At 62.0% G+C, this 14,434-nt stretch carries 15 protein-coding genes; 4 read left to right on the forward strand and 11 right to left on the reverse strand.

Annotated features, from left to right (window positions below):
- From K2Y42_RS18050 to K2Y42_RS18080, 7 genes are all read right to left on the reverse strand, one after another.
- A complete protein-coding gene (locus tag K2Y42_RS18050; protein ID WP_291155086.1) occupies positions 1-504 on the reverse strand; it encodes an HPP family protein in 504 nt (167 codons plus the stop codon).
- Positions 505-564: 60 nt separating this feature from the next.
- Positions 565-1,764, reverse strand: a complete 1,200-nt coding sequence (locus tag K2Y42_RS18055; RefSeq protein ID WP_291155088.1) for an NAD-dependent formate dehydrogenase — start codon at positions 1,762-1,764, stop codon at positions 565-567.
- Between the two features lie 255 nt (positions 1,765-2,019).
- On the reverse strand, positions 2,020-2,940 hold the full coding sequence (locus tag K2Y42_RS18060; RefSeq protein WP_291155090.1) for a LysR family transcriptional regulator: 921 nt from the start codon (positions 2,938-2,940) through the stop codon (positions 2,020-2,022).
- A gap of 57 nt (positions 2,941-2,997) precedes the next feature.
- Positions 2,998-3,378, reverse strand: a complete 381-nt coding sequence (locus K2Y42_RS18065) for a hypothetical protein (RefSeq protein WP_291155091.1) — start codon at positions 3,376-3,378, stop codon at positions 2,998-3,000.
- Between the two features lie 205 nt (positions 3,379-3,583).
- The gene (locus K2Y42_RS18070) at positions 3,584-4,591 is read right to left on the reverse strand and encodes an NAD(P)-dependent alcohol dehydrogenase (protein WP_291155092.1); all 1,008 of its coding nucleotides are present in this window, start codon (positions 4,589-4,591) and stop codon (positions 3,584-3,586) included.
- A gap of 123 nt (positions 4,592-4,714) precedes the next feature.
- Positions 4,715-6,481, reverse strand: coding sequence for a PQQ-dependent sugar dehydrogenase (locus tag K2Y42_RS18075; protein ID WP_291155093.1), 1,767 nt, complete (start codon positions 6,479-6,481; stop codon positions 4,715-4,717).
- Between the two features lie 54 nt (positions 6,482-6,535).
- Positions 6,536-7,348, reverse strand: coding sequence for a hypothetical protein (locus K2Y42_RS18080; protein ID WP_291155095.1), 813 nt, complete (start codon positions 7,346-7,348; stop codon positions 6,536-6,538).
- Between the two features lie 464 nt (positions 7,349-7,812).
- Here K2Y42_RS18080 and K2Y42_RS18085 point away from each other — a divergent pair, with 464 nt between their 5' ends.
- Positions 7,813-8,721 carry an AraC family transcriptional regulator gene (locus K2Y42_RS18085; protein WP_291155097.1) on the forward strand — a complete coding sequence of 303 codons (909 nt, stop codon included), beginning with the start codon at positions 7,813-7,815 and terminating at the stop codon, positions 8,719-8,721.
- Positions 8,722-8,797: 76 nt separating this feature from the next.
- Here the strand turns inward: K2Y42_RS18085 and K2Y42_RS18090 are convergent, their stop codons facing one another.
- From K2Y42_RS18090 to K2Y42_RS18105, 4 genes are all read right to left on the reverse strand, one after another.
- A complete protein-coding gene (locus K2Y42_RS18090) occupies positions 8,798-9,850 on the reverse strand; it encodes a phenylacetaldoxime dehydratase family protein (protein ID WP_291155100.1) in 1,053 nt (350 codons plus the stop codon).
- A 254-nt stretch (positions 9,851-10,104) separates the two neighbouring features.
- Positions 10,105-10,773, reverse strand: coding sequence for a response regulator transcription factor (locus tag K2Y42_RS18095; RefSeq protein ID WP_291155102.1), 669 nt, complete (start codon positions 10,771-10,773; stop codon positions 10,105-10,107).
- The gene (locus tag K2Y42_RS18100) at positions 10,770-12,149 is read right to left on the reverse strand and encodes a histidine kinase (protein WP_291155105.1); all 1,380 of its coding nucleotides are present in this window, start codon (positions 12,147-12,149) and stop codon (positions 10,770-10,772) included. Before K2Y42_RS18100 ends, K2Y42_RS18095 begins: the two co-directional genes overlap by 4 nt.
- A 161-nt stretch (positions 12,150-12,310) precedes the next feature.
- Positions 12,311-13,024, reverse strand: a complete 714-nt coding sequence (locus K2Y42_RS18105; RefSeq protein ID WP_291155108.1) for a TetR/AcrR family transcriptional regulator — start codon at positions 13,022-13,024, stop codon at positions 12,311-12,313.
- A 109-nt stretch (positions 13,025-13,133) separates the two neighbouring features.
- Here K2Y42_RS18105 and K2Y42_RS18110 point away from each other — a divergent pair, with 109 nt between their 5' ends.
- The 3 genes from K2Y42_RS18110 to K2Y42_RS18120 form a co-directional block, all read left to right on the forward strand.
- Positions 13,134-13,493 (forward strand): DUF4440 domain-containing protein, encoded by a 360-nt coding sequence (locus tag K2Y42_RS18110; RefSeq protein WP_291155112.1) that lies wholly within the window; start codon positions 13,134-13,136, stop codon positions 13,491-13,493.
- Positions 13,494-13,650: 157 nt separating this feature from the next.
- Positions 13,651-14,040 (forward strand): tautomerase family protein, encoded by a 390-nt coding sequence (locus K2Y42_RS18115; protein WP_291155124.1) that lies wholly within the window; start codon positions 13,651-13,653, stop codon positions 14,038-14,040.
- Positions 14,041-14,093: 53 nt separating this feature from the next.
- The coding region (locus K2Y42_RS18120; protein WP_291155115.1) for an FAD-dependent oxidoreductase at positions 14,094-14,434 on the forward strand (341 nt) is incomplete at its 3' end.

Below are 14,434 nucleotides of genomic sequence, written 5' to 3' on the forward strand. Positions count from 1 at the left end.
CTAAGCGCTTTGCCTGAGGCGATTGTATAGTTTTCCGAGGATGACGATCGCGACTGTGCCGGCCAGTACCGGGGTCAGCAGGAACGACCATCCTGGATTTATCAGCGCGACGACGATCGGATTGGCCCCTGCCGGGGGATGCACGGTATCGCTCAGCATCATGGATGCAATCGCCAAGCCCACGCCGACGGCGATGCCGATGGGGGTTGGCCCAAATGCTCCCACTGCGAGAAGCCCGGCGGCAGCCGATATGAGGTGGCCGCCAATCACATTGCGAGGGCGCGCGAGGGGGCTTGCGGGAATGCCGAAGACGAGCACGCAGGACGCGCCGAAGGGCGGAATCAACAAAAGTGCGACATGTGTTTCGTTGGCCACCGCCAGAAGGCCGATGGTGAGCGCGCCACCCAACCCCGACAGCACCGCATTGCGCCAGGGGCGTGCTCCGATGGCAGCGAGGGTTCGCTTCAGCCAGCCGCTTTCGATCGCCGTATCGACGCTCGCCATGTCATGACCTCTCGGAAAAAGGTGCGGGCAGGGACCTGTCGATCCCCGCCCGCGAAGGTTCTAGCGCTTGAACTTCGCTGCTTCCTCGGAGCCGCCGGTGGCATTGCCGGCGCTGTAGGAGTGGGCGCCTACGCCCGCGAGGCTGCCGCCCTGGACGACGAGGTACTCGTTGCGGATCGGCTTGCCTGCGAAGTAGCACTCGAGGATCTCGCGCGTGCCAGCCGCATAGCGCGTCTGGGCCGAGAGCGAGGTACCCGAGATGTGAGGCGTCATGCCGTGATGGGGCATCGAGCGCCACGGATGATCCTGCGGAGCCGGCTGCGGGAACCAGACGTCGCCGGCATAGCCTGCGAGCTGGCCGCTTTCGAGCGCGCGGGCGATAGCGTCGCGGTCGCAGAGCTTGCCGCGCGCGGTGTTCACGAGGTAGGCGCCGCGCTTGAAGTTCTTGAGCGACTTCTCGTTGATCATGTGCTCCGTCTCCGGGTGGAGCGGGCAGTTCAGCGTCACGACATCGCAAACCTTCGTCAGGCTTTCGAGCGTCGTGTGATGCGTGAGGTTCAGCTCCTTTTCAACGGATTCGGGAAGCTTGTGGCGATCCATGTAGTGAAGCTGGACGTCGAACGGCTTCAGGAGGCGCAGCACGCGCAGGCCGATACGGCCGGCGGCAACCGTGCCGACGTGCATGCCTTCGATGTCGTAGGAGCGCGACACACAGTCGGCAATGTTCCAGCCGCCCTTGATGACCCAGTTGTAGGACGGGATGTAATTGCGGACGAGCGACAGCATCTGCATGACGACATGCTCGGCGACGCTGTTCGAGTTGCAATACGTCACCTCGGCGACCGTGATGCCGCGGTCCATGGCGGCCTGCAGGTCAGTGTGATCCGAGCCGATGCCGGCCGTGAGAATCATCTTGAGCTTCGGCGCCTTGGCGATGCGCTCGGCCGTCATGTAGGCCGGCCAGAACGGCTGCGAGATGACGATTTCGGCGTCATGCAGTTCCTGGTCGAGCTTGGAATTGGCGCCGTCCTTGTCCGACGTCACGACGAGCGTGTGCCCGTTCGATTCGAGGAACTTGCGCAGACCCAGCTCGCCCGAGACGCTGCCGAGAAGCGCGCCAGGCTTGAAGTCGATCGCCGACGGGGTCGGCGCGGTCTGGCCGTCCGGATACTTGGTGATCTTCGGAATGTCGTCGCGGGCGTAGGACTTCGGGTAGCCATCAACGGGGTCGTCGTAGAGCACACAAACGATCTTTGCCATCGTAGTTCTCCTTCATGGAATTTGGCCATGAGGAAGCGCTCCGTCCGGCGTGTGCCGGACGATGTTTCAACTCGGATGAGGGATGGAGCTTCGCCCGGCGTCAGACGCCGCGGCTCAGGTCTGCAACTCCTCGCGCTTCCTCGTGGCGGCGGGTTTCATTTCTTTTGTGAGTGTTCCGTCGCAACGCGGCTGTTGTCGGACCTGCGGCATCGTGGGTCAAATTGATGTGCTTGACGATGCAATCGATCCCATCAATCACGCGGTTTCGAGCGTGACGCTGCTGAAGGCCAATTCGAGGTTTAGCCTCGATCCGGTGGCCATGAATGCGCGCGCGAGCGGGGGGAGCGGATCGCGGTTCGTTGCGACGATGCCGATCGTCTGCGTGTGTACCGGCTCGATGAGATCGATGAGTGCGATGTCCTCGCAACCTGCGAATATGTAAGCGAAGCTGTGGGGAATGATGCTGGACCAGCGTCCGCTGCAGACGTGGGAGCACACGGCGAGGAACGAGTTCGTCGTGACGGTCGGCTCAAGCTCGAGCCCTAGTGAGCGCGCCAGATTGTTCAAGACCCGGCGATTCTGCATGCTCTCGTTCAACAGGCACAGATTGCTGCGTACGGCCTCGCGCCAAGTGATGACGCTCTTGCCGGCGCTGCCCGGCTTGCGGCTGGTCACGAACAGATAGCGCTCGCGGTAGAGCGCGGCTTTGCGCACGTGCTGCAACGGCTCGTTCTCGAGATAGGTCACGCCTGCATCGAGTTCGAACTTGTCGAGCGCGCGCTGGATTTCTGCGGAGGTGGCCGACTGGACGTCGATGGTGACTTGCGGGTGTTTGAGGGTGAATGGGGCCGTGAGTTCCGCGACGGCGGGCATGGCGGCCGGGATGACGCCGAGCCGCAGCGTGCCCTTGAGGCTGCCGCGGCATCCCTCGACATCCTGTTTCAGGCTCTCGTAGTCATTCAGGATCTTTCCTGCCCAGGCGACGACGCGCTCGCCCTCGGGTGTCAATCCCATGAACCGGGATGCGCGTACGACGAGGCGCATATCAAGCTCGCGTTCGAGCGCCTTGATGCCGGACGAGAGTGTGGGCTGCGTGACGTTGCACGCATTCGCGGCGCGACCGAAGTGCTCCTCGCGCGCCAGCGTAACGAGGTAGGTCATCTGCCGGATGAACATGGAAACCTCTAGCTAGGAACGACTGGGGTTCTAAACTATACTAATTTCGTAAAGAAACTAGTGGGTGAGCATCGCGGCCGGACCGACGTCGATCTCGGACAGCGAGTGCGCCAGTTGGAGTGCATTGTTCCGCGGCATGGAAAAGCTCACGCCGAAGCCGTCTTTGGTTCGCAGCGTCACGATCAGCGAGGCGGGGTCGGTGGCCTGCTCGATCGACCAGGCTCCCATCGGAAATGCGTAGCGGAACGACGCATCGCGCAACTGCCGCCGCAATGCCGCTTCGATCAGGCTTGGCAGCGTGATCGCCAGGTTGCCCAGATCCGGGATGCGAAACTTCAGCGAAGTTGCTGTGCCGGCCTCGTCCTCGAGGCTGAGCGTGACCGTCTCGCCATCATCGCTGATGTTATAGGTCGTCATCTCTTTGACATTGATGGTCACGGGCGAACCTCGACGCTATATCCTGTCGGATATAGCGATAAAGTGCACCGGCCGCGTGCGCAAGATCGCACATTGGGCTGGAAAAACCGTCAATTGATCGAAGGGCGCAATCGATTGGGGCGCCGGGGGCGTCGTGAGTCGGAGCGCGTCGTGGGAGGCCCGATGTCGTGCTCGGGCCTCCCATTCCGTACAGGCGATGTCACGCTCAGGCGACGTCGAGCACGATGCGGTAACGCGCCTTGCCGTCCAGGAGATGCTGGATGGCGTCGTTGACCTTCGAGATCGGGAAGTGCTCGGTCTGCGGCGCGATGTTGTGGCGGGCGCAGAACTCAAGCATCAGTTGCGACGTGACGGGCGCGCCGTTGGGCGAGCCCGATATGCTGTTCTGCCCCATGATGATGGGGAATGCCGCCACGGGAATCGGCTCGAGCACGGCGCCGACGACGTGGAGACGGCCCTTGGGGCGCAGCGTTGCGATCATTGCCGGCCAGTCGAGCGTCACGTTGACGGTCGAGATCAGGAGATCGAGCGTGCCGGCGATGCGCTTGAGATCGTCGGTGTTGCGCGTGTTGACGACGTTGTGGGCGCCAAGCGAGCGGGCTTCGTCGGCCTTGGAATCGCTCGTGGTGAAGGCGGTCACCTCGCAGCCCCAGGCGTGAGCAAACTTGAGCGCCATGTGGCCGAGGCCGCCGATGCCGATCACGCCGACGCGATCGGTCGGCTTGATGCCGAAGGCGCGAAACGGCGTGAACACGGTGACGCCGCCGCAAAGTAGCGGCCCTGCTTCCCGGGCGTCGACGCCGTCGGGGATAGGAATTGCCCATGGCCACTGCGCGCGGACTTTTTCCGCAAATCCGCCGTGCCGGCCGACGATCGTGCCCGAATGCGTTGCGCACAGGTTCTGGTCGCCGTCGAGACAGGGCTGGCAGTGCATGCAGCTCGAAGAAGCCCAGCCGACGCCGACGCGCTGGCCGATCTTCAGTCCCTTTGCGTTCGAACCGAGCTTGCTGACCCGGCCGATGACCTCGTGTCCTGGAACGATCGGGTAGGTGGTCATGCCCCATTCGTTGTGCATCATCGAGACGTCGGAATGGCAGATGCCGCAGGTCTCAACGTCGATTTCGACGTCGTCTGCGCCCAGCGGGCCGGGGTCGTATTCAAATGGCTCGAGCGGCTTGTCGGCGCCTTTCGTGGCCCATGCTTTGATTGCCATTGTGATTGCATCCTCCTCCAGTTTGAAAATCAACCGTAGCGTCCTTGGTTTTCCAAGGCACGCTACGGCCAGCTCGATCTTCCAAGCACTCCGCTTCTTGCTGTCGAAGCCGGAAAAAGAGCCTCAGCGCGCCCGATGCCCGATGGCCCAAACATAGGCGGTGACGGCATCTAGGTCCGCCTTCGACAGCTCGACGCCTCCCATTGGCGGCATGGCGCCCGGGTGCTGCTTGGGTGTTTCGACGCCATTGGCGATGGTGTCGTGAAGGCTTGCAACACTACCGTCGCCCCACAGCCATTTACCCGACGTGAGATCGGGACCAACGGGCGTGCCGATGCCGTCGGCGCCGTGGCAGCCCGCGCATGTCGCGCCCGCTACCTCGCCGTGGAACACCTTGCGGCCCTGCTCGACTTGATCGGCCGTGCTGCCTTCCGGCGGCGTCAGTGCTGCGACACTGCCCGCGTCAGGGTGGACGCCTTCGGGAGGCGAAGCGTCTTGTGCAGAAGACGCGGCAGCGATCTGGGGAGCGGCCTCGATCGGTGCGCCGGCGTCTCCCTGATAGGTGATGCGCCAGATACGGCCTGCCTTGTCGTCGGAGACAAAGAGCGCGCCGTCCGGCGCGACCGCTAGACCGGACGGACGATGTGCGGCGCGCCCGGGCTCTCTGAACCGCCCTGCGAAGCCATCGGCGAACACGACGTAGTCGCCGGACGGCTTTCCGCCGGCCAGCGGCTGGAAGACGACATTGTATCCCTGCTGCGGACCTGGTGCACGGTTCCACGATCCGTGGAAGGCGATGAAGGCTCCGCCCTGATAGGCCTTCGGGAACAGCGCACCACGATAAATCTTGAGATCGTTGGGCGCCCAATGCGCAGGGTAGTAGGCGACGGGCGGCGTCTTGTCCGCACATTTGCCGACTGCCTTGCCGCCGTCACCGCCGTATTCCGGCGCCAGCACGAGCTTCTTCTGCGCGGGATCGAAGTAGCACTCGGGCCATCCAAAGTTGGCGCCTTGCTTGAGGATCATCACTTCCTCCGAAGGAAGGTTGAACCCCTGCTCCTGAGTGTAGAGCTTCGACCAATTCTCGTGCAACTGGTCGCGCCCGTGCTGGGTTACGAACAGCCGCCCCTCGTCGTCGAAGTCGAACCCTTCGGGATTGCGGATCCCGGAAGCGTAGCGCTCCTTGGCCGAAAATGTCTGGCCGAGCTTGTTGGCGTCGTAGCGCCAGACGCCCGCGCGAGTTTCGAGCTCCGTGCAGGGCTGGTTGCCGGGCGAGGCCGGCATGCGATTCTTCACTTCGCAGGTGTTGGTGGCAGAGCCCATCGAGACGAATAGGTTGCCGGCGGCGTCGATGGCGAATGGATGCATTGGGTGATCGCCAGTGATCGGCATGCCGCTCAATACGACCTCGGCCTTGGCATCGGCCGTTGGCAGCGCGCCGTTCTTGATCGCGTAGCGCACGATGCGATCGTTAATCTCGGCGTAGAGCCAGTCCTTGTGGATCCAGATGCCGGTGCCGCCCTTGCCGCCGTTCGCGAACGTCTCGCCGAAGCGGGAGACGGCATCGGCCTTTCCTGCTCCTTTGGTGTCCTTCAACGCGACGACGAAGCCGCCATCGGGCGGCGTGTCGTTGCCGTAATAGACGCCGCTCCACGTATTGACATAGAGCGTGCCGTCGGGAGCTACCGCCATCTGGCGGGCATGTCCGACGTTGTCAGCGAAAATCGAGGCGCAGAAGCCCTTGGGCAGCGACAAGCCCGCATTCTCTATGCACGCCGATTTTGGATCCTCCGCCCTCGCAGGCGAAGCGACCGAAGGGACGAGACCAACAGCAATGACATTCATGGCCAGGAGCGCCGCGCTCTGGCGCCAGACGATCGACGACTGCATCTTTCTATCCTTGGAGCTGATGAACGAAACAAGCTAGCTAGTCGTGGACGTGCCCTAATTACCGACGTGAACTGGCACGATCTCGAACGGCAGGGATGGCGGCCCCTTTTCCTTGGGCGCGAGCAGGTGCGATAGCTGTCCTTCGGCGACCCAAGCGGTATCGCCAATTTTGGCGAACGCCGTCGGCTCCTTGAGGCCATCCTTGATGGTCTCTATTCGCGCCGTGTCGCCTTCGATCGTCACGCGGTCGAGCGTTCCGCTGCCTTCGGCCATGAGAAACGTCGCTGCGCCGATGCGGCGGAGCCCGTCGGGAAGGGACAGCGGCCTCGAGGTTTTCAGCTTGGTGACGGCGCCGGCCTTGCCGTCCGCGATTTCGATGCGGAATAACTCACCACCGTGAAACGTGTTGACGTAGAGGTGCCCATCCTCGCCGAGCGCAATGCCGTCCAAGCCGGCGCCGTTGTTGGGCGGCTGGAACTGCTTGTCCTCGATAAAGATTTCGAGCGCCTTTGCGCCGGGGGCGAGCCGCAGGATGCGGGGAACGACCGTATCGGTGACGTAAAGCGTGCCGTCGGCCGCGATCGTCATGTCGTTGCAGAGCGACGGACCGGCCGGGAACGCGTAGCTCGCCTTTCCTTCACCGGACGCGAGATCGAAGGCCTTGAGGTGGGAGCCTGCAATTGAGCTTGGTCCCGGAACTCCGAACCCCGACACGTCGTTCGAGCACACCCACAGCGTCGCGGTCTTCGCGTCGGCGTAGAGGCCGAACGTCGACCGACTGTCGAATGCGCCCGGCGGAATCCACGGCTCGGCCTTTGTTGCGCCAGCATTTACGCGCTGAACGCCACCAGCCGCAAAGCTGCTCACGTATAGCGACCCATCCGGCCCGGCCGTGATGCTCTCCGTGTAGGCTTGGTCTCCCGGGACAACGATTGGCGTAGCGCTTTGCGCGAAAGCGGCTGGTGGAACAAGAAGCACAGCCATCAAGGTGAGGTGAGCAGCGATCCGATCTGGCAAGCTCATAAGCGTCCGTCCTTCCATTCGCAGTATATATTCGTATATAGCGATATCCGATTACAGATCTTGCATGCCGACGTCGGCCACATTCATCGCGCTTGTGCTTCAACGCGGTTGGGCTTCATCGCGATCCCACAGCACGACGCTTTGCATCGGCCATAAGATGGGAACCAAACGTCCGAATGCGATAGAACGAAGCTCTTGTGTTCTTGCCTAAAACTCCCAAATTGAAGATCGTCGCCTAGCGGAGAATCCGTCGGAAGCTTAGCAATCAGATCCACGGCCTCGATTTCGATCTTCCAGGAGAAGCACGATTGTCCAGCCTCGTAGACTTGGCCGATCTTATCCGGCGGCATGCGACGGCCGATGGGCCTAACGAAACCGCGATCCCGCGGATCGGACTGTTTCGTGCCTCGCGGGCCGATGAGCCCGTCTGCATGATTTACGAACCATCGGTCTGCATCGTCGCTCAGGGGCGCAAGAGGTCCATGGTTGCGGACCGGGAGTTTCGTTACGATCAGTCCAACTACCTCGTCATCAAGGCGGATGTTCCAATCATCAGCCACCACGTTGATGCCACGCCCGGACGGCCGTTCTTGTGCATGCGCATGAAGCTCGATTCGGCCGCCATCGCAGCTTTGATGCTCGAGCGGGGGATGAAGCCGACTGGCAGCGATGAGCCGGGATCTGCCCTCGTGATCAGCAGTGTCACCCGTGATCTGATTGATGCATCTATTCGCATGCTCCGGCTTCTCGAAACGCCGGGTGACATTCCAACACTCGCCCCGCTGATAGAGCGCGAGATCCTGTATCGGCTTCTGCAGGGCGACCAAACTTCGAAGCTCGGGCAAATTGCGTTCGCCGGAAGCAAGCTACGGCAAGTCACCCGTGCGATAGCTTGGATTAGGCAGAACTTCAGAGAGCCCTTTAGTGTCGAAGCCACTGCTGCACAGGCGAACATGAGCGCTTCGCAGCTTCACCTTCATTTTAAAGCCGTGACGACGCTGAGCCCTCTTCAGTATCAGAAGCAGCTGCGGCTGCAGGAGGCCCGGCGTCTCATGCTGACGCAAAACCTCGACGCAGCCGCGACGGCTTACGCGGTTGGATACGAAAGTCCCTCACAATTCAGCCGCGAATACCGCCGCCTGTTCGGTGTTCCGCCTGCCGCCGATGGCCGTCGTCTTCGCAGTTCATTGCCTCCCTTGGAGGATGCAGAAACTTAGACTGCGTTCGCGCAACGGAAAAAGCGGCGCAGGCTCAAGGCCTGCGCCGAAATCTGAGGACCGCATTCGTCCGCATTCAGACGGCGCGCAGAAGGCCCGTCTTCGGGTGGCAGTTGATGTACTCGAAATGCTGGTTCGAGGCGTCGAACACCGACACCTCGTGATACAGTGTCAGATCCGTGAACTTGTGAACGTTCCGCATGAACGTCACGAAAATCTGCAGATGCGTCGGGTGAGACTCGCCCCAATGCTCGAGATGGGCAAGGGAGTTCCAGAGGCTGACGCCGAAACCCTTCTCCTGCGCGTTGCCGTTCTCGTCGATGTGATGGCAGTAGCGGTTGGTGTAGCAGCCGACCTCCAGGCCTTCGTCGCGAAGAAAGTTCATGCCTTGATGCAGCACGGGCTCGATGTCCTCGTACCACGTGCGGCGCTCCTCGTCCTTGGTCCGGCTCCAGTCCTCTCCTGATCTGATCAAGGTCAGGTTCTTGTGGCCGCTGATGACGACGCGTCCGCCGGCCTTGGGCTGACCCTGTGTGACCGTGAGTTGGCCGACCGGCTCCATAGTGTCGTTCTGGGAGACGGGCAGGCGATCGCGCATGGATCCCCAGTAGCCGTGCTCGAAGATCGGCTGGCTCATGTTGCCGAAGAGGATGCTCGCGCCTTCGAAGGGGCCGTAGTCGTGCGTAAAGATCGTCTCGAACTGTTCCATTCGGGGGCTGAGCACCTCGCGGAAATAGCCGACGCCCTCCTTGAGGCGATCGTCGGAGGCCCACCAGCCGGAAACGTCTGCGCTGTCGGTCCAGGCTTTATGCGCGGTCGGGTCTTGCCAGTAGGCGACAACGATCAGGTTCAGGTAGCCATCGGCGTCGACGAACTGAACGAGGTCGTGACGTGCCGGTCCGTCGGCGAGTTTGAGGCTATCCTGGATGGTCTTGAAGGCCGCGAATGCTTTCGCGCGCATGTCGTCGCCCTTCGACTGAACGCCGAGGTACGCCATGACGAGTTGTTTGACGGCCGGATCGACGCGGGCGGAAAATGCGTCATAGGGCGGTTTCCACGAGTCGCTGACGCGACGGTGACGGGTGCGTGGGCACCGCAGGTGGCTTGGAATCGATGAGTCCAAAGACATTGTGATCCTCCCGAGTTTTTTTATCGTGCAGTTGTTAGTTTGCGCTATATCCATACAGATATAACGAATTTTCACCAAGGTGGTTTGGCGTCTTCCGATCCGCCGGAACCTGCTGTCGAAAAACTGCTGAGTTTGATAAGCGCCTCAGCTTGTGCGTTTGCCAAACGCCCGTGCTGCGGGTCACCGGCAGTGTCGAAGAAGGACTGAGGCGCTGCAAGTGCAGGGTGCCTTCCGGCGCCGGGTAAAATGCCCGACTAGGCCGTCGTCACGCCTGCAAGTTTGTCGGGACCGATCAAGCCTGCGCTCAACGCCAGCCATACGAGATGCGCATCGTTCTCGGCGCCGATCTTGGCCTTGATGGCGTAGTGATGATTGCGAACTGTCTTTTGGCTGAGGTTGAGCATGTTGGCGATGGCGTCACTGCTGAGGCCGGTCGCGAGAAGTCTCAGGATTTCAGTCTCGCGCGTCGACAGTAGAGCGATGGCCGGGTTGGTGCCGCTCAAACGGTCCGCCGCCAGAGCCTGGCAGATGTCGTCGCTCAAGGCGCGTCCACCGCGGGCAACCGCTTCGACCGCTCTCACGAGTTCGCCGGGCGGACTGCTCTTGGTGATGTAACCGCTGGCGCCTGCCTCGAAAGCTTTGAGGGCGAAGGCGGAGCCAGCATGCATCGAAAAAATCAAGATGCGGGCGTCCTTGTCCCAGTCTCGGATTCGCCGCACGGCTTCCAACCCGCTTGCACCCTGCAGCGTGAGATCCATGACCACTACGTCGGGCTTATGGGCCTTGTAGGCGATGTAGGCCTGCGCCACGTCCTCCGCCTCAGCGCAGACCGCAAACTGCTGCCGCATCTCGAGGAGCCTTCGATATCCCTCCCGCACCACCGGGTGGTCGTCGACGAGCAGGATGGAAATTGTGCCGCTCATGCCAGAGCTTCGGGAGCACTGGTCGGTACCACGGCCAAAATGCGCAGCCCGCGCGGTGCGTTGCCGATTGAAAGCGCGCCGCCGATTCCGGCGAGCCGCTCTCGAATGCCGAGAATTCCATGGCCGGAGCCGGTCCGGATTTTACTCGCGTCGCCACCGCCGTCGTCCTCAATCGTCAAGGCGACGTGCGGCGCCGTCTCCGCTACATGTTCGAGCCGCACACTGACTTCGGTAGGGCGACCATGCTTTGAAGCGTTGGTCAGACACTCCTGGGCAATTCGATAGAGATCGACCGCGATACACTTCGGCAAGGTGGCAATGCGTCCGGACATGTGGAGCTTGTAGACGGTGCCGGAGTTCGATTGAGCGTTGAAGTCGTTGATGAGCTGCCGCAGGCTGGCCTCCAGTCCAAGCTCCTCGATGCTTTGCGACCTTAGGCGAACGAGCGTCGTTCGCAACGCATCCATCATGCGCTTCTGCGCCTTCGTAATGGATCGCGCATCCTTGGCAATGTCAGGCCGGTCAGCCGGCGCGCCAGCTTCGATGACAGTGGCGAGCGCAGCGGTCGCAGCCAGAGCTTGTCCGAACTCGTCGTGGAGGTCTCGCGCGATTGAGCGCCGCTCATCCTCCTGGACTTGGAAAAGGCGATTGGTCAGCGCGAGGCGTTCGGAATTGTTCTGATGCAAGGTTGCAGCCAGCCGATTCACGGCATTGGAGATATGATTGAACTCCGTGCTCTTGAACTTATTCAGCTTGAGCGCGAGTTCGCCGCCCTCCAGTTTGCGTAGGGCGTCGATGATGGCGCGCGCCGGCATGAGCGCATGGCCTATCATCACGGCCGCCAGAAACGCGATGGCGCCGGCCATCATGATGGCGAACTGAACGACCGTCGAAATCTCTCGCCATGCCCGCCGCAGCGCGGCGTCGGGATCGGCACTGGTTACGAAGACGCCTGCCGACGAATCGCGAATGGAGAGGTTCTGGGCAATCGGCTCATGCGGGCCGAGAATGTCGAGATAAGCGGCTACGAACCACTGTGGCGCTTGCGGTCCAAGCACCTCGACTTGACTGCACAGCGTCTGCTGGTCCGCGCCCGGCGGTGCGTACGTCACACAAACACCTGGTGAAATGATGCTCTGGGTTGCCACCGATTTCCATTCGGGCAACGTCATCAATGTTCCGCGCGCCATGCCGTTACGCCAGACCAAGTGCTGCCAATAGAGACCCTGGAGATGCGTGTTGACGCGCTGACTGGTCGCCGAGACGTCGCTCTCGATGGACCGATGCGCATCTATGATGAGGCATCCGACAGCGACGACCAGACATAAGAGGACGACGGCCATCAATCGCAGCACGAGCAAGGTCAGGAGACGCATGGTTCCGCTCCGAAGGTTTTCGGGATACTGGCACAAACAATGGAGAATTGAAGCCTGAAACCAACGAGCCGGGCAAATTGCCCGGCCCGCGGCCGAATTTGTTTTGAAACGAGCTGATCGCTACGGCATCTGCTTGCCGCAGACCGCGCGCCCGGTCGCGGCTAGCCCGACGTTCCGCACGCGGCGCGCAGGATGAAGGGCGCTCCCGCAAGAAGGGCGCGCACGTCGTCGGCGATGATTTGCGATTGGTCGCCCTGCGTGCGCATGCCGTAGATGAACTTCCGGATGCCCAGATAGAAAACCATGCCGTGCAGCGCCCAAAACGCTTCCTCTTCCCGCGCCGTGATCGGGAGGGATGCCAGCGTGGGGAGGCCGAGCTCGGCGCGCAGTTCCCCGCAGGCCGGGCGGATCAGCTGCGTACGGATGAGCGATACGTACCGGTTCGTCATCGGGTGGCCCTTGAGGCCGGCGAACATGAAGATGCGCATCCACTGGGCATCGAAAATGCGCTCCGCATACGCGTGATAGAAACGGATGAGCCGCTGCTCGAGCGGTTGGGACCTATCGGACAGCAAGCCCCTCCAGTCCGGATCCCACCTCGACAGGAAGACGTGGTCGTAGACGCGTTCGATGAGCGCTTCCTTGCTCGGAAAGTACCGGAAGATTGCGGAGTGGGTTATTCCCAGCGTCTTGGCCAGCTCGCGCGTCTGGCCTTCCAGTCCATGCTCGGCAAAAAAGTCGGCGGCGGCTTCCACGATCTGCCGTTCGCGCTCGGCGGCCGGGAGGTGCTGGCGGGTGCGCTTTGCGCTGCCGTCCGGACTTTGCTTCATCGTGGGCCGCGTCGCGGGCCGCGTCATTTGTGACCGATTGGTCATTTGTCGTTGACTCCCGGGCCCAAACCTAGTTTGTGACCATGTGGTCACAAACTAGCTATATCCGTGGGCGTTGTCGATGCTCGCGGAGCGCACCTAGAAAGGAAATTTCATGGCTGACTTTCACGACTTCGCCGCCCAGTGGGACCGTTTGTTCAACGCCGGCGACCTGTCGAAGCTCGAGACCCTTTATGCCTCGGGCGCAAGCGTCATTCCAGCTGGCGGTGCGCCGGCTAAGGGTCCGAGCGAGATCGGCAAGTTTTTCGCCGGTGTCAGATCCAACGGCCTCACGCGCCACGAGATCGCCGTGAAATCGCTGGCCGAGCGCGGCGACACGGTCGTCGCGACCGGCACCTGGGCGCTCAGCGGCGCGAACTCTGCAGGCGAAGCGCAGGCGTTTGGCGGCAACTGGGTCAATGTGCTGGGCCGCGAAGGCGACGCCTGGAAAATTCTGCTTCACACATGGAACTGACGGTAGGCTAATCTCCGCAAGTCAGGTCCTGGAGTTTGCCGTGTCACAATTCCGGTTCACACGCCGCGCGATCATCGTGGGCTCGGCTGCAACGGGCGGCGCCCTGTTGTGGTCCGGTGCTGCGATGGCGGGCGATCCACACTCGATGGAGCCACACATGCCCTTAATCCGGGTCGATCTTTATGAAGGCCGCAGCGACGCGGAGCTCGCGAAGCTGCTCGACACCATGCACAACGTCATGGTTGAAGCGTTCAAGGTTCCGGTGGGCGACCGCTATCAGATCGTAACCGAGCACCGGCCCTCGCGCATGCTGATGGAAGACACGGGGCTCAACATCCCGCGCACGAATTCGTTCGTGATGATCCAGGTCACGACGCGGCCGCGCACGCGCGAGATGAAGGAGACCTTCTACAGGCGCATGGCCGAGGAGCTGGATCGCGTTTGCGGCGTCAAGCCGAGCGACGTGATGATGAACTTCGTGACCTGTACGGACGAAGACTGGTCGTTCGGGTACGGACGGGCGCAGTTCCTGACCAAGGAGCTTTGAGGGCTCGGCGGGCTGCCTCATAATCCTCGCATTGATCTCATTGAGAGCGTGTGATGGATAAGACAAACACGAGCGATGCCGCTGTTGCGGCGTCACGCGAGCGTGACGCGGGACCAACCGCGTTGCAGCTTGCGCGGGGTATCGCCCCAAGTTCTGCCGGCCTCACCTATCGTCCTTACTGGTGGGATGCTGCTCCGCGCAGGCCAACTTCCGGCGCAGTGCCGCGGCGGGTTGACGTGGTCATCGTCGGCTCCGGTTTCACCGGGCTCTCGGCTGCGTTGACTCTGCTGCGCGATGGCCGTTCGGTGGCGGTGCTCGAAAAGGACGTGCCGGGCTTCGGCGCCAGCACGCGCAATGGCGGGCAGATCGGCAGCGGAAACCAGAAGTTCCGCGT

The organism is Hyphomicrobium sp. (assembly GCF_019744875.1).
Classification (GTDB): Bacteria; Pseudomonadota; Alphaproteobacteria; order Rhizobiales; family Hyphomicrobiaceae; genus Hyphomicrobium_C.